Origin of the sequence: Xanthobacter aminoxidans, from assembly GCF_023571765.1 — a bacterium.
Classification (GTDB): Bacteria; Pseudomonadota; Alphaproteobacteria; order Rhizobiales; family Xanthobacteraceae; genus Xanthobacter; species Xanthobacter aminoxidans.
Map to the genome: position 1 here is coordinate 127783 of NZ_JAMJXC010000009.1, position 25723 is coordinate 153505.

General features: G+C 66.5%; 24 protein-coding genes and 1 tRNA gene. 10 read left to right on the plus strand and 15 right to left on the minus strand.

Going from position 1 to position 25723, the window contains the following annotated elements; all coding sequences use genetic code 11:
• Window positions 1-4 precede the first annotated feature (4 nt).
• The 5 genes from EJ105_RS15300 to selB all read right to left on the minus strand — a co-directional run bounded on the left by EJ105_RS15300 (window position 5) and on the right by selB (window position 4679).
• Window positions 5-982, minus strand: a complete 978-nt coding sequence (locus EJ105_RS15300) for a hypothetical protein (RefSeq protein ID WP_250167035.1) — start codon at window positions 980-982, stop codon at window positions 5-7.
• The gene (locus EJ105_RS15305) at window positions 979-2025 is read right to left on the minus strand and encodes a hypothetical protein (protein ID WP_250167036.1); all 1047 of its coding nucleotides are present in this window, start codon (window positions 2023-2025) and stop codon (window positions 979-981) included. Before EJ105_RS15305 ends, EJ105_RS15300 begins: the two co-directional genes overlap by 4 nt.
• A 16-nt stretch (window positions 2026-2041) precedes the next feature.
• A complete protein-coding gene (locus EJ105_RS28115) occupies window positions 2042-2578 on the minus strand; it encodes a UGSC family (seleno)protein (RefSeq protein ID WP_431192969.1) in 537 nt (178 codons plus the stop codon).
• 73 nt (window positions 2579-2651) lie between these two features.
• Window positions 2652-2747: transfer RNA gene (locus EJ105_RS15320), tRNA-Sec, on the minus strand.
• A gap of 15 nt (window positions 2748-2762) precedes the next feature.
• Complete coding sequence (gene selB / locus EJ105_RS15325; protein ID WP_250167039.1) at window positions 2763-4679, minus strand: selenocysteine-specific translation elongation factor; 1917 nt, start codon at window positions 4677-4679, stop codon at window positions 2763-2765.
• 265 nt (window positions 4680-4944) lie between these two features.
• On the opposite strand from selB, the gene EJ105_RS15330 reads away from it, so the two are divergent.
• Entirely contained in the window at window positions 4945-5796 is an 852-nt protein-coding gene (locus EJ105_RS15330) for an IclR family transcriptional regulator (RefSeq protein ID WP_250167040.1), read from the plus strand.
• A gap of 69 nt (window positions 5797-5865) precedes the next feature.
• Here EJ105_RS15330 and EJ105_RS15335 read toward each other — a convergent pair whose 3' ends face one another.
• The 4 genes from EJ105_RS15335 to EJ105_RS15350 all read right to left on the minus strand — a co-directional run bounded on the left by EJ105_RS15335 (window position 5866) and on the right by EJ105_RS15350 (window position 11239).
• The gene (locus EJ105_RS15335; RefSeq protein WP_250167041.1) at window positions 5866-6645 is read right to left on the minus strand and encodes an enoyl-CoA hydratase/isomerase family protein; all 780 of its coding nucleotides are present in this window, start codon (window positions 6643-6645) and stop codon (window positions 5866-5868) included.
• A gap of 47 nt (window positions 6646-6692) precedes the next feature.
• Window positions 6693-7736: an ABC transporter substrate-binding protein gene (locus EJ105_RS15340; protein WP_250167042.1), complete on the minus strand. Its 1044-nt coding sequence runs from the start codon at window positions 7734-7736 to the stop codon at window positions 6693-6695.
• A gap of 70 nt (window positions 7737-7806) precedes the next feature.
• Entirely contained in the window at window positions 7807-9948 is a 2142-nt protein-coding gene (locus EJ105_RS15345) for an acetate--CoA ligase family protein (protein ID WP_250167043.1), read from the minus strand.
• Between the two features lie 103 nt (window positions 9949-10051).
• Window positions 10052-11239, minus strand: coding sequence for an NAD(P)H-dependent flavin oxidoreductase (locus EJ105_RS15350; protein ID WP_250167044.1), 1188 nt, complete (start codon window positions 11237-11239; stop codon window positions 10052-10054).
• 124 nt (window positions 11240-11363) lie between these two features.
• Here EJ105_RS15350 and EJ105_RS15355 point away from each other — a divergent pair, with 124 nt between their 5' ends.
• Complete coding sequence (locus EJ105_RS15355; RefSeq protein WP_250167045.1) at window positions 11364-12125, plus strand: enoyl-CoA hydratase-related protein; 762 nt, start codon at window positions 11364-11366, stop codon at window positions 12123-12125.
• Window positions 12126-12162: 37 nt separating this feature from the next.
• Here the strand turns inward: EJ105_RS15355 and EJ105_RS15360 are convergent, their stop codons facing one another.
• The 3 genes from EJ105_RS15360 to EJ105_RS15370 are packed head-to-tail and all read right to left on the minus strand — an operon-like array spanning window position 12163 to window position 15301.
• Window positions 12163-13011 carry an oxidoreductase gene (locus EJ105_RS15360; protein WP_250167046.1) on the minus strand — a complete coding sequence of 283 codons (849 nt, stop codon included), beginning with the start codon at window positions 13009-13011 and terminating at the stop codon, window positions 12163-12165.
• Window positions 13012-13027: 16 nt separating this feature from the next.
• Complete coding sequence (locus EJ105_RS15365) at window positions 13028-14467, minus strand: NAD-dependent succinate-semialdehyde dehydrogenase (protein ID WP_250167047.1); 1440 nt, start codon at window positions 14465-14467, stop codon at window positions 13028-13030.
• A gap of 27 nt (window positions 14468-14494) precedes the next feature.
• Entirely contained in the window at window positions 14495-15301 is an 807-nt protein-coding gene (locus tag EJ105_RS15370; protein WP_250167048.1) for an enoyl-CoA hydratase/isomerase family protein, read from the minus strand.
• A gap of 338 nt (window positions 15302-15639) precedes the next feature.
• On the opposite strand from EJ105_RS15370, the gene EJ105_RS15375 reads away from it, so the two are divergent.
• On the plus strand, window positions 15640-16479 hold the full coding sequence (locus EJ105_RS15375) for an IclR family transcriptional regulator (protein ID WP_250167049.1): 840 nt from the start codon (window positions 15640-15642) through the stop codon (window positions 16477-16479).
• A gap of 69 nt (window positions 16480-16548) precedes the next feature.
• Here EJ105_RS15375 and EJ105_RS15380 read toward each other — a convergent pair whose 3' ends face one another.
• On the minus strand, window positions 16549-17514 hold the full coding sequence (locus tag EJ105_RS15380) for a Bug family tripartite tricarboxylate transporter substrate binding protein (RefSeq protein WP_250167050.1): 966 nt from the start codon (window positions 17512-17514) through the stop codon (window positions 16549-16551).
• 353 nt (window positions 17515-17867) lie between these two features.
• Here EJ105_RS15380 and EJ105_RS15385 point away from each other — a divergent pair, with 353 nt between their 5' ends.
• From EJ105_RS15385 to EJ105_RS15415, 7 genes are all read left to right on the plus strand, one after another.
• Complete coding sequence (locus tag EJ105_RS15385) at window positions 17868-18155, plus strand: DUF1330 domain-containing protein (protein WP_029557336.1); 288 nt, start codon at window positions 17868-17870, stop codon at window positions 18153-18155.
• A gap of 44 nt (window positions 18156-18199) precedes the next feature.
• Window positions 18200-19300, plus strand: a complete 1101-nt coding sequence (locus EJ105_RS15390; protein ID WP_250167051.1) for an acyl-CoA dehydrogenase family protein — start codon at window positions 18200-18202, stop codon at window positions 19298-19300.
• Entirely contained in the window at window positions 19287-20462 is a 1176-nt protein-coding gene (locus tag EJ105_RS15395; RefSeq protein WP_250167052.1) for an acyl-CoA dehydrogenase family protein, read from the plus strand. The genes EJ105_RS15390 and EJ105_RS15395 overlap by 14 nt, the downstream gene beginning before the upstream one ends.
• Window positions 20463-20514: 52 nt before the next feature.
• Complete coding sequence (locus EJ105_RS15400; RefSeq protein WP_250167053.1) at window positions 20515-20886, plus strand: Zn-ribbon domain-containing OB-fold protein; 372 nt, start codon at window positions 20515-20517, stop codon at window positions 20884-20886.
• Between the two features lie 16 nt (window positions 20887-20902).
• Window positions 20903-22057, plus strand: a complete 1155-nt coding sequence (locus EJ105_RS15405; RefSeq protein ID WP_250167054.1) for a thiolase — start codon at window positions 20903-20905, stop codon at window positions 22055-22057.
• 77 nt (window positions 22058-22134) lie between these two features.
• Window positions 22135-22908, plus strand: a complete 774-nt coding sequence (locus EJ105_RS15410) for an SDR family NAD(P)-dependent oxidoreductase (protein WP_250167055.1) — start codon at window positions 22135-22137, stop codon at window positions 22906-22908.
• 82 nt (window positions 22909-22990) lie between these two features.
• On the plus strand, window positions 22991-23749 hold the full coding sequence (locus tag EJ105_RS15415; RefSeq protein WP_250167056.1) for an SDR family NAD(P)-dependent oxidoreductase: 759 nt from the start codon (window positions 22991-22993) through the stop codon (window positions 23747-23749).
• A gap of 18 nt (window positions 23750-23767) precedes the next feature.
• Here the strand turns inward: EJ105_RS15415 and EJ105_RS15420 are convergent, their stop codons facing one another.
• Together EJ105_RS15420 and EJ105_RS15425 are read right to left on the minus strand one after the other, a co-directional pair.
• Window positions 23768-24751 carry a Bug family tripartite tricarboxylate transporter substrate binding protein gene (locus EJ105_RS15420; RefSeq protein WP_250167057.1) on the minus strand — a complete coding sequence of 328 codons (984 nt, stop codon included), beginning with the start codon at window positions 24749-24751 and terminating at the stop codon, window positions 23768-23770.
• Between the two features lie 75 nt (window positions 24752-24826).
• The gene (locus tag EJ105_RS15425; RefSeq protein ID WP_250167058.1) at window positions 24827-25696 is read right to left on the minus strand and encodes an enoyl-CoA hydratase-related protein; all 870 of its coding nucleotides are present in this window, start codon (window positions 25694-25696) and stop codon (window positions 24827-24829) included.
• Window positions 25697-25723 lie beyond the last annotated feature (27 nt).

Sequence of the window (25723 nt, forward strand, 5' to 3'; positions counted from 1 at the left end):
GCTGTCAGGGGAGGGCAGGTGCCGCGCGCCGGGGTGCCACGGGCACCGTCTGCGGCCTTGATCCGCCCGGCCAGGACGGGATCGCGCACATCTTGATTCCAGCGCCACCCGTGACGACGGGGATGATGGCGTAGCCGGCGCGCTCGGCGAGGATGGCCTCGACCTCGACGCGCGTCAGGCCCAGCTCACGCAGCCGCAAGGCAAGTTCCGGCGGGAGCAGGAGGATATCGACGTCATCGGGGCGTGTCTCGCCCGAGGTGCGTCCCGCGCACTTCGCCGCGTGAAGGACGTCTGCGGGTGGAAACAGAATGTCGCTCGCGCTGCGGTCCACGCGGGGCAGGACTTCGATGGTCCCGGTCGCCCCCACGACCGTGACGAGGTCCGCGCCATCCGCACCTCCCTGCCGGTCGGCAAGGGCCGCCAGAATGGCCTCCTGGTTCTCGGCACAGACGAAGGTATATTTCCCCGGCTGGCCGATGGTCGCCATGTCGACGCCGGGTCGGGCCCCGCCCAGCGCGCCGAGGACGAACTGCAGCGCGCGTCCCAACGTGGCGTTGGCGGCGCAGCCGGGTCCCAGGCCGTTTCCCCCCGGATTGAAGCGAAGTCTCGTGACCTGCGGTCCCGAGACAATGACGGCGACCGTTGCGGAGCCGGTCGTCGTCGCGATGCCGAGCAGGTTGAACGCCGGTGCGAGCATGGCATCGACCGCCGCTGTCAGGATGGCCAGCACGCCCGGCCGGCAGCCCGCGAGCACGCTGAGGTAGGCCAGGTTGCCCATGGACGCCTCGCCGAACAGCGGCGGGACAGGGCCGAGGCTGCGGTCCGGGTCCCGGCCGTCCAGCATGGCTTCGATGGCATCCCGCGTCGGGAGTGCCAGCGGGAGCCCGTCTCCCAGGCCAAGCGGCTCCATGTCCCAACGGATGTCGCGCCATGGCTCCGCCGCGTCGAAGACCGGCGCGTGGACTTCGCCGATGCGGATCATGGGTCGATCGCGGCGGAGCACATCTGGGTGTATCCGAAGCTGGGAACCCAGGCGGAGTGCTTGCCCGCGCCGCCAGCGACGAGCACGTGGATGTCGGCAGGTGACGGCGCCATGGTGTAGTGATCATCCACCGGGAAATGCTGGACGTTCTGCTCGTAGTGGCGGCGGTTGTCGGCGCCGATCCGGGAGATGTGCACGCGCGCGCCTTGGTACAGGGCCTGCTGGATCATCTCGACGGACCATCCGTCCCGATGGAGGGTCGCGGCGTGCTCCGGCCCCAGCACCACGGCGAAGGGCCCTTTCGCATAGATAGTGTTGGTGCCGGGCTGGCTGATCGCCTCGGCCAGCATCTTGACGATGCCCTCGGCGCTGTTGCTGCCGTGGTCGTTGATGTTGTGCGGCCCTTCGCTGGCCATGCAGGAAACGAGGCTGGTATCCCTCGCAAAGCCCCGCCGCACGCCATAGGGCTCCCAGGGGCTCTGTTCCTCGTTTTCGCCGAAGCAGAACGTGATTTTCGCCGGGGTGCCCTGGGTGGCGTTGTCCATCTCCCCCGGTCTTGCGCCGCCGATGTTGCGCAGGATGAGATTGAGCGCCCGACCGATCGTCAGATTGGCCCGCCAGCCCTGTCCGAAACAATTGCTGCCGCATGCGATGCCGAGCCGCGTCCGGATCGGGCCACTGACGATGATGACGATCCCGCAGGGATGCGTCGTTGCAAGCATACCGTGCAGGTTGAAGTCAGGTTGCAGCACGGCGCGCAGCGCCGCGAGTACGACAGGGAAGTCCGAGGGGCGGCAACCCGCCATGACAGCGTTCGCTGCCAGGCTCTCCGGTGTCGGTAGAACCTGCCGGGGAGAAATGGGAGCCCATGGCTCCCGAACCTCCCCGGCAACCGAAAGGAAGCGTTCCACCGCCTTCTCGGTCGGGATGACCAGAGGAAGGCCGTCGCTCCAGCCCTGCGCGATGGCGAACTCCGTCCATTCCTCATCGCGGAGGTCGAGATCGAAGGTCTGCCGCGCGGCGAGGTCGTCCAACATCTTCATGCGGCCCATCCCGGGTTCAGCCACGGCCGATCTCCTCCTTGAGCCTGCCGAACGCCGTATCGATGCGCTCGGACAGCTCGTCCGGACTGAGCCCGCCCACCGGATGCCGGACCACAAGCAAGCGGGGTTCGACCTTGCGGGCCTTGGCCTGAGCCATCACGAGGCCACGGAACGTCTCGGTCACGATGACCCAGCTGCGCACGCCCCGTTTCTCAAGTTCTACGCTGTCGTGGAAACTCCACGATGAGCAGGAGCCTCAATCGCCGAGGGCGACCAGCGCCATCCTGTACTTCTGGGCGACCGCATCGATCATCGCGGAGGTGGCCGCCACGCTGGGGCCGGGCTTGAGGACGAGATCCACATTGTCGACGGGCCGAAGCTCGGCGAGGCGGTCCCGGAGGCCAAGGAGCAGTTCCTGGCTGTTGGGCTTGCCGTTGCTGAAGAGGGCGATGGGCGAGGATGTCCAGTCCGACAGCTCGGCCGTATCCTTCGCCACCTCGCCGCGATTGTGCGTCGCGGGCGGGAGAGCATAGCTGGGATTCACGATGCGCATGGTTTCTCCTGTGCAATTCGGCGTTTTGGCAGCAGGCGCTGGTTCCGCGGGCGTCGGCCGGGCCGGCGGGGCATGGCGGAGGAGAATGGGAGTCGAACCCACCCAGGACCGCCATGCGGCCCTGCCCGGATTTGAAGTCCGGACACCCCACCGGGGGCGACTCTCCTCCCTGCAACGGTCAGGCTCATGAGCCCGCCCCCGCGAACAACGTGCATGAATCTCTCAGCGCTCGTCGGCTATCGCCGGAACGTGCCGTGAAGCGCTTGCGATCGAACAATTCGAGCACCGCGACCGCAAGATTCCGCCCCACCCCGACGGTGTCGCGGAACTCGGCAACCGTGAAACCCTCCCCGCGATGGGAAAGGCTGACCGCGGCCTCGGCCATCCGCACCAGCGTCGCGCGCGGCAGAAAATGGTCCGGAGCAGCCTCGACCAGAACGCCCGCCCGGGCCATCCGCTTGAAGACCTGCCGAACCTGAGCCTCATGGAGGCCGGTGGTGCGCGCGATGTCGGCAAGCCGCGCTGGAACGGGCTCGATCTCCAGCAAATGGCAGGTCTTTGACCAGATCTTGCTGTCCGTCTCCGAAAGGCCGGTGGAATGATGCGGCAAACGCACCTCCCCGCGGTCGACGAGGACATGTCCTTCGACCGACCAGGCGCGCAGGAGAGACAGCAGGGCGCTCCGGGAAAGCGGCTCACGCAGACCTCGCCGCAGGCCATCCAGGCTCAGTCCGCTTTTCGTCGGTTCGAGAGCATGGAAGGCGTGCAACTGTGCGAGCACTGCCGCGCGAAGAATGGCGTCTGCTGCGGGAGCGATGGCAAAGGTCCGCCCGTCGGCTTCCAGCACCGCGAGGTCCGCGATCCGTGCGGCGTCCTGAGCCTCCTCGATCGGCAGGTCCCGGTCCTCGGCGAACGCCGACAGATCGACGAGGCCCGGGGCGATCCGCGACAGTGCGGCCAGCGCCTCCGCCTCATCGGCCGGGCGCATCGCGGCGAGCTGCGCAAGGCGCCGGATGGTTCGGCGGCCGCGCCGCGGCGCCCGGGGATCGACGATCGTGCCACCGCCGATGGTCCGGGAGCAGCCGGCATCGCGCAGGACGATATGGTCCCCATGGCGCAGCGGCGCCGGCCGATCCAGCACGACCTGGACCAGTCCGGATTCGCCAGCGCGCAGTTCATCACGCTCGATCGGCACCAGATGCCCCGGGATCTGGGCCGCGCCGTGATGCGCCAGCACCGGGGACCAGGCCTTGATCATCAGGCCCGGATGGTGGGCAAGGCAAAGCTCGATGTCTGCGCGATCACTGGTCCATGCCGCCGGTGGGGCCAGCACCCAATCTCCGCGCTCGATGGCGTCCTTGCGAATTCGGCGGCCTGTGAGATTGAGGGCGCAGCGCTCGCCGGGGCCGGCGACGGGCACCGGCCGTCCGGCCATCTGGATCGAGCGCACGCGCGCTTCGAGACCGGAGGCAAGGCAAACCTCATCCCCGACCCGGACGTTGCCCGAAGCCACGAAGCCGCTGACCACCGTTCCGATACCGGCGAGGGTGAAGCTCCGGTCGACGGAAAACCGCAGCCGCCGGTCCGAACGTGCATCGCGCGACGGCGCCGCAAGCCGGCCCAATGCCGCCCGCAGGTCTGTCAGCCCTTCTCCGGTCTCGACCGATACCGGCACGATCTCCATTTGCGGACTGAAGGATGCCTGGAGGCTGCGGATCTCTTCGGTGACCTGCTGACGGCGTGTGGCGTCTGCAAGATCCGCCTTGGTCAGGGCGAATACGCCGCGCCGGACGCCCAGGAAGCGCATGATATCGAAATGCTCACGCGTCTGCGGCATGATTCCGTCATCGACGGCGACTACCAACAGGACGCTGTCGATGCCGCACGCCCCCGCGATCATCGTATGCACAAGGCGCTCGTGACCCGGCACGTCGACGAACCCGATCGTGCGGCCATCCAGGAAATCCGTGTAGGCGAAGCCGAGATCGATCGTGATCCCGCGCGCCTTCTCTTCCTTGAGCCTGTCGGTATCCACGCCGGTGAGGGCTCGGACGAGCGCGGTCTTCCCGTGATCGATGTGGCCTGCAAGTCCGATGATCATAGGGAGCGCCCCATGGCAGAGCCGGAGGTCGGAAGGCTGACATGCCGGTCCGATGACGGTTCTCTCAAGCCCTGGCTGCCAGTTCCGCGCACCGGTTCGATCATGCGCGCAGTAAGATTGGAGGCTCCGCGCCGTGCAAGTGCGCGCCGGGGATAGGAGATTTAAGCCCACATATGTGGGATCAAGGCGCGCGCGTTGACACCTTGTGGGCACCGTGACCACTGTTGCCGTCCGCTTAACAGGAGCGTTTCAGTAGGAGCGTTTCATGGGCAGACCTCCAGCTCAGAGGCTCGACAAGGAGCGGATCGGCGCGTTTCCGTCGCTCCCGTCCACGGTTGTGAAATCGGCCGGACGAACCGCGCAAATTCTGGAATATTTCGATGACGTCCAAAGAGATGTCAGCATCGTCGAGGTGGCCGAAGCGCTGCGGTCGCCTCAATCGAGCATCGGCGTCATCCTGAAAAGCCTCGTGGAGCTCGGCTTCCTGGAGCTGACTCCGCGCCGGACCTACGCCCTCTCCTACCGTGTCGCGATGCTCGGGAGCTGGATGGACCACAGCCTGTTCGGACGTGGACAATTGCGCGCGCTCATGGAGCGCATTTCCGCCGAGAGCGGCGAGTTCGTCGTGCTGGCACAGCGCGTCGGCATGCACGCCAAGTTCATTCAGGTGGTTCAGGCCGCCAAGCCGGGCCGGCGCCACATCACCGTTGGCACGGAACGTTGCCTTCTGCGTTCCGGCACGGGACGCACGCTCCTGAGCATGCATTCGGACCTTGAGGTGGCGAAGCTGATACGGCGGTTCAATGCCTCTGTCGATGATGCGGGACGGGTCGACGCTGCCGAGGTCATGGGGACCATCAATTCCATCCGCCAGAACGGCTATGCCATGACGCTGGACGCGGTGACGCATGGCGGGGGCGTCATATCGGTCCCGGTGACACGCGACACCCGTCCGGGCTTCGCCCTGGGGATCGCCAGCACGTCGATGACCCTGCGCCGCAACGAAACCGCGTTTGCGAACCTGCTCCGGGACGGTGTCCAGAGGCTGTTCGCCTCGCCGGGGCGGGGCAACGGTCCCGTCGGCACCGGCCTGCGCCCGGTCGCCCTGGCGGGGTGAGGGGGCGCCGATCCATGCGCCCCGTCCCGGACCTTGTGCGGTGATCGGGAGCGGCGGGGCAAACACCCTCTATTCCGCCGACGTCTTTCGGTCTCGCGCCTCAAGGAAGCGGCGCTTGGCTTCAGCATGCTCTTCGGACATCGCGAGCATGGGCTGAAAGGCGATCTCCTGGCGAAGCGCGGCCTCGAGGCCCTCGGAAAAGGCTTCCTTCAGCATGGCCATCGCGGGCGGTGAGGCCTTCGCAAAACGCAGTGCGACCGCCTTCGCGGCGGCGAGGGCGGCCCCCGGCTCGACAACTTCGTCCACAAGGCCGATGCGACCGGCTTCCGCTCCGTCCAGCACGCTCGCCAGAGCCGTCAGCTCCTTGGCCTTGCCGAGCCCGACCCGGCGCGGCAGGCTCCACAGGGTTCCGAGATCGGGGATGAAGCCCATCCGGATGAAGGCGCAGCACAGTTTCGCGTCGCGCGCCGCCACGGCGTAGTCGGAGGCCGACATCAGCGAAAGACCGGCGCCGTAGCAATTGCCTTCCACGGCCGTGATGACGGGTTTGCGTCCGGCGATCAGGAGGCGGACCAGCTGCATGCTTGTCCGCTCCATGCGCGAGCGCATCGCCAGCGCGTCGCGCTCGTTGAAGCTCGCGATGTCGCCGCCGGCCGAAAAGTGTCCGCCGGCCCCGGTGAGCACGATGGCGCGACAGGTGTCGTCATCGTTCAGGTCGCGCAGGCGCCCCAGAAGCTGGTCGCGCAGCTGTGGCGAATACACGTTCATCCGCTTCGGTTCGTTCAGGGTAAGAATGGCGAGGGGCCCCTCTCGCGTGCAGAGCACGCGGTCTTCGTCGGCTTCGATCATGATCGCGTTGCTCCTCAGTTCCCGGCAGGGCCCGCTTCGGCGACCCTTCATTTCTTCCAGTCGGCGGCGGCCTTCAGGACGGCTTGCTGGTCGAAGCGGTTGAAGGCCGGCACCAGAGCGTTGGTGTAGAGATCGGTGGGGGGAATGCCGGGCTGGATCATTTTCCATTTCAGCAGGAAGTCGACGTAGGCGGCATAGTGGGCCGGATTGCTCTCGCCCCAGTCCGAGACCCCGCCCAGGGCGAGATCCCAGTTGGCGAGGCGCGCTTTCAGCACGGCAACCTCGTTGGCCAGCGCCTGTTCTTCGGGTGTGCCGACGGGCTTCAATTGGGGAAAGTAGTCCCATGCCATCCGCACGGCGGCCTCGGGATTGGCCTGGGTGAATTCGGAGCCCATGGCCCACAGCCGGCCCAGCGCCTCCAAGGCCGCGCGCTTGTCCCGCAGCGTCGATTCCAACGCGACGAAGCCGGTCGTGGGAAACGCCCGATATTCCTGTGGGAGAGGGAGGAGCCGCAGCGGGGTTCCGGCATTCCCGATCATTGCGAACTGGGTGTCGAACATGCTCACGGCGTCGACCTGCCCGCGATTGAGCAGGGCGGCCGCCTGGGCGCCGGTGCCGGCGGCGGAGAAGGCGACGTCTGTCTGCGGATTGAGGCCGACGGTCGCGAGGAACGCCCGCCCGTTCAGCACGCCGACCGAACTCATGGACGTGACGCCGATGCGTTTGCCCTTGAGGTCCGAGAGGGTCTTGATGGCGCTGTCCTGCGGCACGGCGATGCCGTAGACGTTGCCTTGGCTGAACGTGTAGAAGGTCGTCATCCTGACGCCCTGAAGACGCATCGCGATGATCTGCTCGATGGAGAATTGTGCGGTGTCAAACTGGCGCGTGGCCAGATACTTCGCGCAATCGGTCGAGGTTCCCGCCACGATGAAGTCGAAGCGCAGGTTCTCCCGTTCGCTGTAGCCGAGTTTTTCCGCGACCGCGAACGGTGCGAGGCTGACGCTGACCGTGGGCGCGCAGACCCCCACCCGCAGGGTTACAGGCTCGGCTGCCGCGCAGGCGATCGAAATCGCGGCGAACAGTGAGGCCAAGGCCCACCTCATCATGATGCACCTCCGATCATCTGCCATCCCGTCTGGAAGTGCTGCGCCCTGAGCGCCTTCAATTTTCGGGCGAGAGCACCACCACGGCATCAGCGGCGAGGGCGCCCTTCGGGCGCACCAGCAGCGGATTGATCTCGAACTCGCTCATGAGGTCGCCTGCAGCGACGGCGAACTGCGAAAGCAGCGCAACGGCGTGGGCGGCGGCTGCCACGTCCGCCTTCGGCGCACCACGGAAGCCGTCAAGCAGCGCGAAGCCCTTGAGGCTGCGGAACATCTCTTCCGCGACCTGGGGGCTGACGGGCGCGAGGCGGGTTTCCGCGTCGCCCAGGAGTTCTGTGAAGACGCCGCCGAGACCGACCGTCACCATCCAGCCGAAAACCGGATCGCGGGTGAAGCCGACCAGCACTTCGACGCCATCGGTTACATATGGCTGCACCGAGATGCCGTCGATGCGGGCGTCGGGTGCCAGGCGCCGGGCGCCGGCGAGGATGTCGTCATAGGCCGCGCGCGCCGCCGCTTCGCCCGCCACGCCCAGCCGGACGCCGCCAATTTCCGTTTTGTGCAGGACATCCGGACTGACGAGCTTCAGGACCGCCGGCTCCCTGAGGGCGAGGACGGCTGCGGCCGCCTCCTCCGGCGAATGGACCAGCCGATCGGTAACGGCATCGACGCCGATCTCCTGGAGTAGCGCCTTGCCCTCCACCTCGCTCAGCGCGGTACGTCCGGCCTCCTTCAATCGCGCGAGGCTGGTGCGCGCCGACAGAACAGCGGGAGAGGGCGGAATGTGCGCGTCCTCCGCTGCTGCCTTCGCATTGCTGAGGTAGGCACAGAGGGCACGCGCGGCGCGGGTCATGTCGTTGAAATAGGCGAAGCCGCTGGCTTCCGCCTCCTCCCGTGCATTGCACAGCGTGTCGACCGTAATGAGCAGCTTTTTCGGCCGTTCGGGGTCCCGCGCGATGTCCGCCCACGGCTTGCGCATGACATTCGCTGAGCCGCAGGTGACAATTGCGCTCACGGCATCCGAGCGTCCCACCAGACGCACCAGTGTTGGCAGGGTGGCATCGTCGTTGACCACATTGGCCGTCATGTCCACGGGGTTAGCCACCATGCCGTAGGCAGGGACGAGAGTCCGCAGCTCCTTTTGGAGTTCGGCATCGAACGTCGGCAGCGGATGGCCTCCCTCGGCGAACTCGTCGGCGAGCGCGACGCACGCCGCTCCCGACACGGAGAGGACACCGACGCCACCCACGGGGGTGCCCGCCGCGAAGCGATGCAGGTAGGAAATGTCCACGAGTTCCGCGACGTTGCGCGCCTCGATCACCCCCGCTGCCCGGAACGCCTCGCGATACGCCCGGTCGTTGCCGGCGAGCGCGGCGGTGTGGGACTGCGCCGCCTCCGCGCCCTTGGCACTGCGTCCGACCTTGTAGGCGACGAGCAGCTTGCCGTTGCGCTTCAGACGCCGCGCCGCGGCAAGGAAGCGGGGGCCGTCCCGCACCTGTTCCACATAGGAGAGGACGACGTCGATGTCGGGAGCGTCCGCGAAATATTCGATGAAGTCCGACAGGTCGAGACAGGCCTCGTTCCCGGTCGTGACCACATGGCTGATGCCAAAGCCGGCCTGGCTGGCGCTGGCGTAGATGGCGGCTGCCAGCGCCCCGCTCTGGGACACGATGGCCGCGCGCTTGGAGCCGGACTGGGGGGCGAACAGGTTGAAGCTGGCGATGGCTCCGCTGTTGAAGTTGGCGACGCCGAGGCAGTTGGGACCGATGATCGCCATGCCGGTGCGCGCGGCGATATCCCTCAGCCGGACCTGCCGGGCGATGCCTTCCTCGGTGCCGAGTTCGGCGAAGCCGGCGGAGAAGACGATGGCCGCCTTCACCCCCAGCGCGGCGCAGCGCTCGATCTCGTCGAGGCCGGCATCGGCGTTGACCGAGAGCAGGGCCGCGTCGGGCGTCGCGGGCAGGGAGGCGACATCGGGATAGCAGGGAAAGCCCTGCACCTCCCGATAGCGGGGATTGATGCAGTAGATGGAGCCGGAATAGCCATAGTCGCGCATCTGCGCGAGAGGCCGTCCGCCGATCCGGGTGGGATCGGGCGAGGCGCCGATCACCACGATGGATGACGGATCAATGAGGGCCTTAAGATCGGGCTTGGGAACAGCGAATGCTTTCTGGCCAGACGAAAATACGGTTGAATTCATCTGGCCATATGCTCCGTTCCTATAGATCTGAGGCAATTTTAGGTGTTCGCGCTGCGCGCAGCCAGTGTTCGTAAAGCCCCCTTGATCAATCGACACATATCTGTCACCCCACCGCGTCTGCGTCCTGCACCTGCCGGGCCGTGAGGGCGGACATTCTGGATATGGCTGCGCAAGCCCCGTCCAGCATGTCGTCGAAGATCGTCTCCACACTCTGGATCGACGTGGCGAAGGCGGCCGCCGGCCCGAAGTCGAGCATGCCCCGGGACCGGTCGCCGGTGCGGTAGGCTTCGCGGGCGAGCTTGCCAGCGACGTGGGGCCGGTAGGCGTCGAAATCCGTCACCTTCCGGTCTTCCAGGGCCAGCAGGTCCCGGGCGCTGTCATTTTCGAGCACCCGGTGGTGATCGCGCAGAATCTGCTTCACCACCACGCTCTGGGTTCCATCGCTCTCGGCGATGAACTGCTTGTAGGACGGGTGAATCCACAATTCCTCGGCCACCAGCATGCGGGTGCCCATGATGATCGCGTCCGCGCCCATGGCGAGCGCGGCTGCGAGCTGGCTGCCCGTCCCTATGCCCCCGCCCACGACGAGCGGCAGATCGATCTCCCGTGCCGCCACCGGGGCCTGAACCATGGTGGAGATCATGAAGACACCCGGATGGCCGCCGCAATCGGCGCCGACCACGGTGATCGCATCGACGTCGAGGCGCGCCGCGCTGCGCGCATATTTCACGGCCGGCACCTTATGGATGATCTTGATGCCCGCTTCCCGCAGCGCCGGGATGATCGGCTCGGGCGAGGCGCCGGCCGTCTCCACGCAGGAGACGCGATTGTCCGCGAGCAGGGGGATGAGTCGGCGGGCCCGCTCGATGCCTTCGTCGAAGCGCGAAATGTAGATGTTGACCCCAAAGCCGAGATCACCGAGCGTCGCGCGGCAGGTGCGCACCTGTTCCTCGACCCAGTCCGTCTCGCCGGACGAGACGATGAAGCCCATTCCGCCGGCCTTCACCACGGCGGCAACATAGGCTGCGTCTGACACGCCCGGCCCGAGCCCTCCGCACAGGATAGGATGTCGGATGCCGAGAAGCTCGGTGATCCGCGTTTTGAAGATCTGCGGTCGCATGGAAGACGCACTTTCGCTGTGGATCAGGAAGGCGGCACGCCGCCCGGAGCCGCGCAGGCCTGATCCGTCGGCGGCGCGGACCCGAGCCGCATTATCGGCAACCTGCCAAAGCCGTGGAGCGCGAAGACGCAGGCCAGGGATAATCAACACATATCGGTTGCGGTCGGGCATGACGGCGCGTGGGCCCGGCTCCATACTCCGCCTGTCCGTTGGGAGCAGGCCGGCGTTGCCGGACGTGGTTCGTCCCGCGCCTTTCCCACGATCCTTCCCTTCCCCGAAATGGCGAGCCCGACCCATGGAGTCCATCGTCAAGGTCGAGCGTCCCGCTGACGGCGTGTCGCTCGTGAGGCTCAACCGCCCCGAGGCGCGCAATGCCTTAAGTCGCGCGCTCAAGGATGCCCTCGATGCTGCCCTGCTGGATGCGGAGCGGGCGAGCGACGTGCGCGTCATTGTCCTGACCGGCACCCCTGAAGCCTTCTGTGCCGGTGGCGACATCAAGGAACTCGGCGCCGTCACCGTCGAGGAGCAGCTCGCGATGCGCGAGCATCCGCTTTGGCGAACCCTCGGCGCGCTGCGCAAGCCGCTGGTGGTGGCCGTCGATGGCTATGCGCTCGGCGGAGGCATGGAGATCGCGCTGGCGGCTGATCTGGTGGTCGCCAGCGAGGGGGCGGTGTTCGGCCTTCCCGAGATCCGGCTCGGCATCCTGCCCGGCGCCGGCGGCACGCAGCGCCTGGTGCGGCTTGCAGGCCGCCAAAGGGCTCTTCGCTATCTCCTCACCGGAGATCGCCTGTCCGCACGCGCGGCGCAGGCCATGGGGATCGTCTGCGAAGTCGCGGCGGACGATGCGGTGGCGGCCGCGTTGGCGCTGGCCGCTTCTATTGCCGCGATGCCGCCGCTCGCGGTCCGCCAGATCAAGGAGGTCGTCCAGCTCGGGCCTGATGCTTCGCTGGCCGCCGCCCTTGCCCTGGAGCGTAACGCCAATCTGGCCCTGTTCGGGACCGAGGAACGTACCCGCCGCATGAAGGCCTTTACCGAGAAGGGCAGCGGCCGGGCCTGAGGCTGGCTCCCGGCCGCAGCCTGCCGCGCTCCGCCGCCTAAGCCTTGTAGGCCACGGAGAGCGAAATCTCGGCGAATGTCTCGAACTCGTTGGCGACGGCCGCGGCCTTGCGACGGAGGCGATCGAGGGAATCCTCGCCGAGCGGAAGGCGGCCCGGCGGGTCGGGCATGCGGGCGATCTTCAGCAGCACTTCCCCGACCTTTCTGGGATCGTTCGGCTGCTGTCCATCCCGCGCGTTCATGCGGTCGAGGGTGGTCTTGGTCGCACCGGATTGGTAGGCCGCGATGGGATGGCGCGGACGCTGGAGCGAGGTGCCGGCGAACCGGGTCCTGATCGATCCGGGCTCCAGGATCGTGACCTTGATGCCGAAGACGGCGACCTCCTGGGCGAGCGCATCCGAAAAGCCTTCCACGGCATACTTCGTGGCGGCGTAGAATGCGAAGCCCGGAGATGCCGAATAGCCGCCGCTGGACGACGTGTTCATGATGTGCCCGCGCCCGCGGCTGCGCATGCCGGGCAACACGGCCCGCGTCACTTCCGCGAGGCCGAAGAAATTGACATCGAAGAGCGGTCGGTACTCGTCGGGTGTCGTTTCCTCGGCGGCGGCCATCAGGCCGTAGCCCGCATTGTTGACCAGCACATCGATGCCGCCGGTCCGCCGTTCGGCCTCGGCAACGGCGGCGGCGATCTGATCGGGCCGTGTGACGTTCATCTCCAGGGCGAGGAGCCGGTCGCCGAAGCGAGTCACCAGGTCTGCGAGATTGGCCGTGTCGCGCGCCGTGGCGACGACCGTCTCGCCGTGCTCCAGCGCGACCTCGGCGAAGGCGTAGCCCATGCCGCTGTCGCAGCCGGTTATGAACCAGGTCAGGGGTGCAGGTGTCGACATGTTTCCTCTCCGCCGCTTACTGCAGAAGATGCGTGACCGTCTTGCTGACGGTGTATCCCTCAACGCCCTCGACGCCGCCCTCGCGTCCGTGCCCGCTTTCCTTCACGCCGCCGAACGGGATGCCGACGGTGGAGACGACGAGATGGTTGATGCCCACCGTGCCGCATTCGAGCGCGCCGGCGAGCTTGTCCGCCCGGGCGGCCGAGCGGGTGAAGACGTAGCCCGCGAGCCCGTAGGGCAGGGCGTTCGCACGCACCAGCACCTCCGCCTCGTCGTCGTATCGCGCAATGATGGCGACCGGGCCGAAGGGCTCCTCGTTCAGGATGCGGGCATCCTCCGGGACATCGACGAGCACGGTCGGAGCGTAGAAGTACCCCGTGTTGCCGATCCGGCTGCCGCCTGCCAGCGCGCGCCCGCCCCGGCGCACCGCATCGGTCACCAGTTCATCGACGGCGGCAAGGCGGCGGGCATTCGCGAGCGGCCCCATGGCGGTCGTCGCCGCCACGCCCGGCCCGACGGGGATCTTCCTCGCAAGAGCTGCGAACTGATCCACGAAGCGGTCGTAAACCGACCGATGGGCATAGAGCCGCGTCGGCGAAAGGCAGGCCTGGCCGGCATTGCGGAACTTGGTGCCGGCGATGCGGGTCGCTGCCGTCTCCACATCCGCGTCCTCGCAGATGATGACCGGGGCGTGGCCGCCCAGCTCCATGATGGTGGGCTTCATTTCGCGCGCGGCGAGCTGGGCCAGGTGCTTGCCGACCGGAACCGAGCCGGTGAACGTGACGAGGCGCACCTGCGGCGCAGCGATGAGGTGTTCGGAGATGGCCGCCGGGTCGCCGAACACGACGTTGAGGACGCCGGGCGGCACCCCGGCATCAATGAAGGTCTGCACCAGCGCCAACGTGCTCGCCGGGGTCTCCTCCGCGGGCTTGAGAACCAGCGTGCAGCCGGCCGCGAGGGCACTCGCGATCTTGCGGCATGGAGTGAACACCGGCGCGTTCCAGGGCGCGAACGCCGCCACGACCCCGACGGGCTCACGCACCACCATCTGGCGCAGGCCCGGTTCGGACGGGATGATCCGCCCGTAGAGCCGCCGGCCTTCCTGGGCGTCCCATTCGATGATCTCGATGCCCCGCAGGATGTGAACCTTCGAATCCCCAATGGGTTGCCCCTGTTCGCGGGTCGTCAGCCAGGCGATTTCCTCTATTCGTTCACGCAACAGCGCCGCCGCCTTCATGAGGATGTCGCAGCGCTTGAGCGGCGGTGTGCTCCGCCATCCGGGAAGCGCCCGGCTCGCCGCCATCACGGCCTTGTCGAGATCTGCTGCGCCTGCCACGGGCAGGCGGCCGATCTCTTCCTCCGTCGCGGGATCGAACACCGGCCGGGTGATGCCGGACGAGCCGGCGGTCCACTCGCCGTCGATGTAGAGCTTCGGTTCCGGGTATGCGAACGACATGGGCTAGGAAACTCCGGGAGGGTAGGGCTAGCGGCCTTCGAAGCGCGGGGCGCGCTTCTCCCGCAGGGCGGCGACGGCCTCCACGTGGTCGCGGCTCGACCGCACGATGGTCATGTGGGAGGAAACGAGGTCGAGGCTGGTGGAGAGGTCGGTGTCGAGGCCCTGGTAGACCGCGCGCTTGATGAGCCGCGCCGAGAGCGGAGGGCCGGCGGCGATGCGGCGGGCGAACGCGCGCGCCTGCTCCATGAGCTCGTCATCAGGATAGATGCGGTTGACGAGCCCGATGCGCAGGCATTCCTCGGCGCCCACATAGTCCGCGCTCCAGAACATCTCGAGTGCCTTTGCGGGCCCGACGATCCGCGGCAGGTAATGAGCGCCTCCGGCACCCGGCACGAGCCCGAGCTTGAAGTAGGTTTCAGCGACTTTGGCGCCCAGCGCCATGAAACGCAGGTCGCACATGAGGGCGATGTCGAGGCCCGCTCCCGCCGCAACGCCGTTGATCGCCGCGATCGCCGGCTTGTCGAGGGCGGCCATGGCGTGGGTGATGCGCTGGATGCCCTTTGTCAGACGCTCCTTGACCTGCAGCGGCGTCATCTCGGCGCTGCCCATCTTGTCCACGTCGCCACCGCTGCAAAACGCGCGTCCCGCCCCCGTCAGGATCACCGCCCGCACCGCGTCGTCCGCTGCGACCTCGCGGATGGCGGCTTCCCATAGCGTCAGCATGGGGTCGTTGAAGGCGTTGAGCTTGTCCGGGCGGTTGAGGAGGATCGTGGCAACGCCACCCTCGATGTTCAGGCGGATCTCGGCTTCTACTTCTGTCGAGGGAAGAGACATGATCTTTGGCACTCGGCGTGACGGCGGTATCCAACGGATCATCGGACGAAAAGAGTGAAGTCACCACCGGGCGTTTCTTATTCGCAGGGGGATGGAAATTATCGCGTGATCTGCAATCCGGCGGGGGAAGACGCCGTTCTTGGGGGCGGATGGGCCGTTGGATCTCCAACCTGTCTTTCGGGCACTCTTTGCCTTTCTGCGCTGCGCTGCGGCAGGATCAGCAAGGGGTTCCTGAGGGGGTGTCCGTCAATATCTTGACATTATTGCCCGCTTGCATTCTCCTAGCGAACAACAGACGTGGAGGCGGCGACAAGCTGCCCCGCCAATGGGAGGATGCCATGCTGATGCGAGGTTCGCCGTCAGGTCGCGATGAGGCCCATGTCGTCAAGTCCGCCGTCAGAACGCTGGAGATCCTCGAGTTCTTTGACGAGGTGCGGCAGCCGACGAATGTCGTGACCGTGTCGGAAGCCCTTGGATATCCTCAGTCGAGCACGGCTGCCCTTTTGCGCAGCATGGTTGCCATGGGCTATCTGCAGTTCGATGCCAAGGCTCGCACCTACCTTCCGACCGACCGGGTGGGCCTGCTGGGGAACTGGATCAGTCCGCCGCTCTTTGAGGACGGGGCGCTCCTGCGAATGATGCGGGCGGTCCATCGTCGGACCGGCCAACTGGCCTTGATCGCCGCGCGCAACGGCGATTTCGCGCAATATATTCACGTACTGAAGCAGCCGGACGCCATCGCGTACCACATCCAGATCGGCATGAAGCGACCGCTTGCTTCCTCGGGTGCCGGGCGCGTGCTGCTGGCGGCCTCTTCCGATGGGGAGGTGAGAAGCCTGGTCCATCGGCTGAACGCCTACGCATCCAGCGATGCGGTGCGGATCGACCTTCTCGAACTGCTCAACGAGCTGACGGCGATCCGTCGCCGCGGGTATTGCGTTTCCAAGAACCGGGTGGTCGACAATTTCGGCTCGATCGCCATCAGGTTGCCGGCGGAGTTGACTTCGCGTCCGCTGGTGGTCGGGCTCGGTGGCCGCACGAACGTGATCGAGGAAATGGAGAGCGACTTTGTCGCCATCGTGCGGGAGGAAATTGCCCGCCATCTGGTGCGGCCTTGCGGCGAAGGCGGGCCTTCGGTGAGTTTTGCGGCGGGGCACCTGCAGCCGAGCGCGGCCTGAGCTTCCGCCGAGGGGCATGAGGGGTGCGCGGGGGCAGCCCCTCGTCAGCGTTGGGTTTGGCGCCAGCGATTACTCGAGCTTCGCGCCGGAAATGCTCAGCATGTTCTTCCACATCTGAACATCCGGCGCGAGGAAAGCCTTGAATTGGGCGCTGTCCATCGGCTTTTTGCAGTCAAGGCCGATCTTGGCCAGCTTTTCCGCGACGGACGGCTTGGTCAGGGCGTTGCGGATGGCGCTGTCCAGGCGAGCGGTGACTGCAGGGTCGAGGCCCTTGGGGGCGATGACGCCGGTCCAGGGGAGCACCACGAGATCCGTGACGCCGGATTCCTTCAACGTCGGTACGTCTGGAATCAGGTCGGAGCGCTGATCCGACGTCACGGCGAGGATTTTGATGCCTCCCGATTTCGCAAGTTCTGCCTGCGACGCATAGGCATCGAACATCAGGTCGATCTGTCCCGAGAGGAGGGCCGTCACGGCAGGGGCGCTTCCCTTGAAGGCCACATGGGTCATCTGCGTGCTGGTCAGCTTCTTGAACCATTCGCCGATCAGGTGAGGAGATGATCCGGCGCCGGCCGTGCCATAGAAATACTTGTCCGGGTTTGCCTTCAGCGCGGAGATGAAGCCGCCGACGTTCTTCACGGGCATTTTGTTCGGGTTGACCGAAAGGACCATGAGAATCGAGCAGGCCAGCGTGATGGGCTGGAAGTCCTTGACCACGTCATACTTCGTCGAATTGTACAGCGAGGGCGCGACGACGACGCCTGGCGTCGCCACCAGGATGGTGTAGCCGTCGGGTGCGGCCCTGGCCACGTATTCCGAGCCGATCATGGTGCCCGCGCCGGGCTTGTTGTCGACGATAACCGGCTGGCCCAGGCTCTCCCGCAGTGCCTCGGCCATGATGCGGGCGAAGGCGTCGGTCTGGCCGCCGGGTGCATAGGGCACCACGACCGTTACGGGTCGGGTCGGGTAGTCGGCGGCGCGGGCCGCGGTGATCGGAGCGGCCGCCCCCAGAGCCAATGCGATCAGGGTCGCCAAGCTACGACGAAGTGGCTTCTGCAAGGAATCCTCCCTCTCTGTTCCGCCTCAAGCGATCGGCGATCTGAGAAATTTATGAATATATATTCATTCCTAGCGTAGATCCCACGCGACACTCAGGTGGCGTGAAGCGGCTGCTGCGCATCCCGCCAGAGAGCAGGATGGTGTTGAGTGTACGCATAAAGTCAATGGTCGCCCCATCGATTGCACGATGGTGTCATTTTGAGGTTCGTGCGACCTGGAGACGGGCGTGGCATTGACATTCGCGGTCCCACAATAAATCACTGTTCATAAATCGGCCGCGACACGTCGTGGCACGAGGCATTCCATGAAATGCAGGCAGGGAGACGCGAATGGCGGCGTATTTGATTTGCGAGGTGGATCAGATCGATGCGGAAGCCGCGTCGACCTATCTGCCCCAGGCCGCTGCAGCGATTTCCGCGTTCGGGGGGCGCTATCTGTCTCGCGGCGGCGAAACACGGCTTGTCGAAGGGGAAAAACAGCCCGGCCGCATCGTCGTTATCGAGTTCCCATCGATGGACGTCGCCATGCAGTTCTATGAATCGGATGCGTATCGGGCGCCGCGAGATCTTCGTCGCGCAACGACGAAATCCCGTCTCGTCCTGGCGGATGGTCTCTGAGGGGCGGAAAAGACGTGACGGCTATGTTGCTTCCAGACGACCAGATGGTCGATGACAGCGAATTGCGGTTGCTCGGGGATAGCGCGGAGGCCTTCCTTGCGGCGCGCGCATCCAGCGGGCGGCTGCGCGCGGGCGGTCCGGCCCTTGATCCGGACATATGGGCCGCCATGGCCGAGCAGGGGTGGCTCGGCATGTGTCTGCCCGAGGCCCAGGGCGGGCTCGGGATGGACGCTTCCGCGGCCTGCGTGCTCACCGAGGCGTTCGGTGCCGCGCTCCTTCCCGACCCCTTCATCGCCATGGCGCTGATGCCGTCGCTGCTCCTCGCCGCCCTGCCGGGTGCCGGGGATGAGATCGCAGCCGGTATCGCCGCAGGGGAGCGCCTTGTGACCGTCGCCTGGCAGGAGGCCGCGGAGAACCTCGCTCCTCTTCCAAGGGATGCCGTGGTCGAGCGGAACGGTGATCACCTTGTGCTGCGCGGGCGCAAGGTCTGCGTTCCGGCCATTGCCAGCGCGGGCGAATGGCTCGTCACGGCCGTGCTCGACGGGGCGAGCGCGTTGCTGCGCGTGGATCCCGCGTTGCGGGGCGTGGAGGTGGAGCAGGTCCTGCTCGTCGACGGCACCCGCATGGGCGCCGTGTCGTTTGCGCAGGTCCGCCTGGATGAGACTGCGGTTCTGGCTCGGGGTGACGAGGTGGAGCGGGCAACCGCGCGGATGATCGCCGGCGGCCAGCTCGCTCTGGCGGCGCAGCTGTACGGCATCGCCAAGGCGAGCCTGCACATCTCATTGCGATACATGGAGACGCGGGTCCAGTTCGGCAGCGCGATCGCGCGTTTTCAATCCCTCAGGCATCGGGCGGTGGACCTGAAGATCGGTCTTGAACTGGCCCGGGCCGCGCTGCGGGACGCTCGTCGTCCCCATGGGGCCGGAGACCAAGCCATCAGCGCCGCCAAGGCGAGCGCATCGGAGGCGGCGGTGGCAACCAGCCGTGCCGGCATTCAGCTGCACGGCGCGATGGGCTTCTCCGATGAAGCCGACATCGGGCTCTACCACAAGGCCGCGTTGACCGGGGCCGCATGGCTCGGCAGCGCGCGCCTTCACCGGACCACCTCGACCCAGGGGAGAGGACGCGACCGTGAATCGGCTTGAAGAGATTTCCGCTTCCGTCGTGGTGCATCGGTCGGAACTGGCGGATGCCGAATTCCGGGCCGCGTGGCGCGCGTGGCTGGAAGAGCATTGCGATGTGCAGATGCTGCGTCCGGCGCGACGGCTGGCCGGAGCCCCCCTGAAGGCGTGGCTGCGCAAGCTCAATGTCCATGGCTGGCGCGCCCCGGGCTGGCCGCGAGAGCACGGCGGCATGGGCCTGTCCTTCGCCAAGCAGCTCATCTATCGCGAAGAGCTGGAACGGCTTGGTGTCACACGTTGGCTCGACCTTGGTGAAACCCTGCTCGGCCCCATGCTCATGCGTCATGGCACGCAGGAGCAGAAGGCCACTTTGCTGCCGCGCATTCTTGATTGCTCGGATTTCTGGTGTCAGGGCTACTCCGAGCCGAATGCAGGATCGGATCTCGCCAGCCTGCGGACCACAGCGGTGCGTGACGGGGACGACTTTATCGTCAATGGCCAGAAGATCTGGACCACGTTCGTTCAGGACGCAACGCACATCTTCACCCTGGTCCGCACCGGGCGCTACGAGCGCAGGCAGCAGGGCATCAGCTTTCTTCTCATAGACATTGAGACGCCTGGAATCACGCGGCGCGGCATCCGCAATATTGCAGGCGATAGCGAGTTCGGCGAAGTCTTCTTCGACGATGTCCGGGTGCCGTCCTCGCAGCTTCTTGGCACGCTGGACGAGGGGTGGACCATCGCGAAGTCTCTTCTGGAGTTCGAGCGGACCAGCATCGGAAGCCCTTTCCTCGCGGATCTCGCGCTGAAGATGCTGAACAGCCTCGCGGAGCGCTGCGGCATCGCGGATGATCCCGTGTTTGCGGCCCGGATGAAGGGGTTCGCGTCCGAGCTTGACGTCGCGCGTTTGCTCTATGCCGACTTGTGCGGGCGGTTTGTCTCCGGCGAGAAGCTCGACAGCGAGTTCTCCATGATGAAGCTTGTATCCACCGAGCTTTTCCAGCGCACCGCGGAGTATGCGGTGGAGGTGCTGACCCCCTACCAGGCCGGACATCACGACCAGCCCACGCGCGTGCTGTTCGAGGAACTCAACCATCTCTACCTGATCTCGCGACCGGTAACGATTTTCGGCGGCACCAGCGAGGTCCAGCGCGACATCATCAGCCGCTCCCTTCTCGCTGTCTGAGGCGGGTTCACCCCTTTTTCCTAGCAATCGGGACGGCCGAACAGGAGGCCTCATGGGATACATTCGTCCACTCCAGGACTACATGGAGTTTCTTTCGAAGGGGAAGCTGATGCTTCTCAGGTCTCGGTCGACGGGTGGGTACGTCTTCTATCCCCGCGTCGCCGAGCCTCGGACGGGAGCCACCGACCTCGAGTGGGTGGAAGCCTCGGGCCGGGGATCGATCTATGCCTGCACCATCGTGCGCCAGCGCCCGCCCACGCCGCACTACAACGTCGTTCTGGTCGATCTCGCCGAGGGGCCTCGCATGATGTCCACCGTCGTCGAGATGGAGAACGAGGACATCCGCATCGGCATGCCGGTCCAGGCTGCCATCATCGAGCGCGACGGAGCGCCCCTCGTCGTGTTCAAGCCCGCCAATACCTGAGGATAGGATCGAGAGCGTGGACGACACCTTTCCCCGCGGTCGAACCGCAATTGTCAGCAATGCCACCTACGGGTTGGGCGAGGCGCCGGGCCTCAGCTCCATGGACCTCGCCGCGCACGCGAGCGTGGCCGCGCTCTCGCGCATGGGCTTGACGCCGGCAGACGTGGATGGCGTATTCATCGGCCTGCCCGACGATTATCTCTCCGGGCTGACCCTGTCGGAGTATCTCGGCATCAAGCCGCGCATCTCGGACAACAACCGCACCGGCGGGTCGGCCTTCCAGACCCATGTCGCCTGGGCCGCGATGGCGCTGGCCGCCGGCCAGTGCGACGTGGCCCTCATCGCCTATGGGTCCAACCAGCGCACCGCCTCGGGAAAGCTGGTCCAGTCGAACCGCCCGTCCCCCTACGAGGGACCCTACCGGCAGCTCCTGCCGATCTCCTCCTATGCGCTTGCCGCCTCGCGCCACATGCATCTCTACGGCACCACGCGGCGGCAGCTCGCGGAGGTCGCCGTGGCCGCGCGCGGCTGGGCGAAGCTCAATCCGGAAGCATTCATGCGGGATGACCTCACCATTGAGGACTGCCTCGCGGCGCGCCTGGTTTCCGATCCGCTGGGGCTCAGGGATTGTTGCCTCGTCACGGACGGGGCCGGTGCCATCGTGATGGTGCGGGCGGACAGGGCGCGGGACTTCACGCCGAAGCCGGCCTACGTGCTCGGCGCGGCCTCCGCCGTCACGCACCGCGACATCACCAACATGCCCGACCTCACGGTGACGGGCGTGGCCGAGGCTGCGCCCCGCGCCTACGCGCAGGCTAGGGTGAAGCCGGCGGACATCGACGTGGTCGAGCTTTATGACGCCTTCTCCATCAACACCATTCTCTTTCTGGAGGATGCCGGCTTCTGCCCGAAGGGCGAGGGCGGCCGCTTCGTGGAGAATGGCGCAATCGGACCTGGCGGCCGGCTGCCGGTCAACACCAATGGCGGCGGCCTCTCGTGTGTCCATCCCGGGATGTATGGGCTGTTCACGATCATCGAGGCGACCCGCCAGCTGGCCGGGGAGGCGGGTGCGCGGCAGGTGGCCGACGTGAACCTCGCCTTCGCTCAAGGGAACGGCGGGATGCTGTCCAGCCAGGCCGTGGTGATCCTCGGCAGCGAGGCGACCCTCTGACCCCCCGGCAGACCGATCACGCGGCCCCGCGTCATGCCGCGCAGGACCCGTTTCGGCTGGATGGCCGCACCGTCGTCGTGACCGGTGCGGGATCGCGCGGCGAGGGGATCGGCAACGGCCGCGCCATCGCGGTGCTGATGGCGCAGGCGGGCGCGCGCGTCGTGGCCGCGGATCGCGACGCTTCGGCGCTCGACGCCACGCTGGCGATGATCGCCGAGACCGGTGTTCCCGGCCTGGGGGTGGTCGCGGACGTGGGGGACCCGGCCGGCTGCGCGCAGATCGTGAATGGCGCGCTGGAGCGGTTCGGGCAGCTCGACGTGCTCGTGAACAATGTCGGGATCGTCGGCCCCGCCGGGACCGCCGAGGACGTCGATCCGGAGGCCTGGGACGAGGCCTTCCGGATCAACGTGAAGTCGGTGATGCTGATGGCCCGTCATGCGGTTCCCGCGCTGCGGCGTTCGTCCGCCGCGGCGATCGTCAATGTCTCTTCGATCGTGGCGCAACGCGGCGGACATCCGAGCCTGTGCTACCCCGCCACGAAAAGCGCTGTGCTGGGAATGACCACCGCCATGGCATCGCACTATGGGCCGGCGGGCATTCGCGTGAACAGTGTGATGCCGGGCAACGTCTTCACGCCGATGGTCACAGCCCGTGGCATGTCGGAGGAGATGCGGCTGCAGCGCCGGGAGAACAACCTCCTGAAGATCGAGGGGACGGGGTGGGACGTGGGTTATGCGACCCTGTTCCTGGCGAGCCAGGCGGCCCGCTGGATCACGGGTGTGATCCTCCCGGTCGATGGCGGCCTGACCTCGTCCGTTCCCCTTCCGACGCCTCCCGTCAGCCGCGGCTGAAGTGTGGGGCCTTCGGCGTTGATGGCGCCGCCGGCCTCGCTGCCCGGTCTTCACGCAGGCCATACTTTCGGAGGACATGCCGATGAATTCCCGCGTAGATTCAAGAGTCGCGGTGGTGACGGGAGCCGGGCGGGGCATCGGGTTTGCCTGCGCCCGGCGTTTCCTCGCCGATGGCTATTCCACCATCCTGCTTGACCGTGTCGAACCCAAGGACACCGGCGGCTCGCTGGGACCCCGGGCCTCCTTCATGGCGTGCGACGTCGGCTCGGCCGCGGCGGTTGCCGCCGTCTTCGAGGCGGTAAGGGCTGAACATGGCCGGCTCGACGTGCTGGTCAACAATGCCGCCATCAACATTCCCGCCCACTTCCTTGAGCTGACAGAAGCCGTCCTCGACGAGACGCTCCGGGTCAACGTCAAGTCCGTCCTTCTGTGCGGGCAGGCTGCGGCACGGCTGATGATGGGAAACGGCGGGGGCGCCATCGTCAACATCGCCTCCGTGAGCGCGACCATGTCGACGCCGACCAGCGTCCCCTATGCGACGTCCAAGGGGGCGGTCGTGTCGCTGACCAGATCCATGGCTCTCGGCCTTGCCGGCCACGGCATCCGCGTCAATGCCGTTGCGCCGGGTACGGTCGTGACGGAAATGACCCGGGAGAGGCTGCTGGGAGACGAAGCCGCGCGCCGCCGCATCCTGTCCCGCACGCCAATCGGCAGGGTGGGAACTCCCGAGGAGATCGCAGGCGTGGTGGCCTTCCTCGCCGGCCCGGACTCGAGCTTCATGACCGGCGAGGTGGTCAATGTGGAGGGCGGCCGCTTCTGCCTCAACTATGTCGTGGACTGAGGCATCCCGGCTTGTGCCTCATTCCAGCGAAATCTTCGCCTTCGCCGTGACGAGCCGCCATTTTTCCAGATTGCTGGCGATGTAGTCTTTCGCGCTGACAGGGTTCGAATCCGCGATCGGGTCGATCAGCGAGGCGCGAATCTCGTCCTGGAAGGCGGTCTTGGACATGACGTCGTGCGTGATGTCCGCCAGCTTGCCGACGACCGCGGCCGGGGTGCCGGCCGGAGCGAGGACGGCATTGAAGGTGCTGGCCAGCATGCCGGGAAGGCCCGCCTCGCGGGTCGTCGGTATGGCGGGCGCGTATGAGGCCCGCTTGTCGCTGCAATAGGCGAGCAGGCGAAGGGGGCCGCTCTCCTGGGAATAGGGCAGCATGCTCGTCAGCGTTTCGATGAAGAGGTCCACCTCTCCCCTGATGAGACCCAAAAGGGCTGCCGCGCCTCCGGTGTAGGGCACGTGGACGAGGTCGAGGCCGCCCGCCTCCATCTTGAAAAGCTCGAGCGAATAGTGGGCGATGGCGCCGATGCCGGTGGACGCGGCAGAGTATTTCCCCGGATTGGCCTTGATCTCCCGGATGAGGGCTTCGAGATTCTCGACCGGAAGTTTGGCCTTGTTGACGCCGATGACCATCGGCGTCTCCCCCACGATCGCGATGGGGCTAAAGCTCGTAACGGGGTCGTAACCGGCCTTGGAGTTCAGAAGGGCGTAGAGGATCAGGCTCGATGTGGCGAACGACAGCGTGTACCCATCCGGCGTAGACCGCGCCACCGACGCATTTGCGATGCTCGCCGAGGCTCCGGGCTTGTTGTCAATGACGACCGGGACGCCGAGGAGGGGGCTGACACGTTCGGCGTAGCGCCGCGCGAAGATGTCGGACTGACCGCCCGGCGGAAATCCCACGACGAGGCGGATCGGACGGTTCGGGAAATCGTCCTTGGCCAGCGCGATACCCGGAGACATCACCGCAACACCGGCGCCGACCTTCAGAAAAGTCCTGCGATCCATTTTGTTCTCCTCCCATTCTTGTTGTGTCGGTTCGGGTTGTCCTGGCCGCGCGGTCTGACGCCGCCTTCGGGAGGCTCAGGCGCCGCCTTCGCGATGTTTCGCGCGCGGCTGGGTCTCTTGTTGGGACTGGCCTTCGGTGGGGTTCGCCGGCCAGCCGAAATAGGCTGTGCGCTTCTCCCGGAAAGCCCGGACCGCCTCAATGGCATCCGGCGTGCAGACCAGTGCGGCCTGAACGTCCCGTTCAAGGTCCAGCTGATCGCCGAACGAGTTGAAGGGGGCGGCATCGAGAATCCGGGTCTGTTCGGCGAACGCCCGCGGCGGGCCTTCTCTGAGGCGATGCGCCAGTGCCGTCGCTTCGCCCTGCAGCGCCTCGTCCTCGACGCACTTCCAGACGAGGCCCCACTGCTCCGCCTGTGCCGCCGGCAACCGGTCGCCAAGCATGGCAAGGCCGAGGGCCCGGCTGCGGCCGAGAAGTCGCGGCAGGAACCAGGTCATCCCCATGTCAGGCACCCGCGCGAGACGCGGTGCGAACGGGAAAAGGAAGTAGGACGACTGCGCCGCGAGAACCATGTCGCAGACCAGGGCAAGTCCGCATCCGCCACCGACGGCGGCGCCGTTGACCGCCGCAATCTTCGGCCGGTCGAAGGCATAGAGGTCACGCATCAGGCCGTTGATCGCGTCATCCATCAGGGCCCGGAACCGCCGGCTCGGGTCCGCTTGCCCCTCCTCCTGCATGAAAGGCGCGCCGAGGTCGATGCCGGCGCAGAAGGCGCGGCCCGCGCCGGTAAGCAGGAGCACCCGGGCATCGGGATTGTGGCGCAGTTCGCTCAGGGCCGCACGAAGCTGCACGATCATCTGAAGATTGACCGCGTTCAGGACGTGCGGGCGATTGAGCGTTATCCGCGCAACCCCGTCTTCCACCACGGTCTCGATCATCTTTTCCATTGAGCCCTCCATCGGCACTCGAACAAA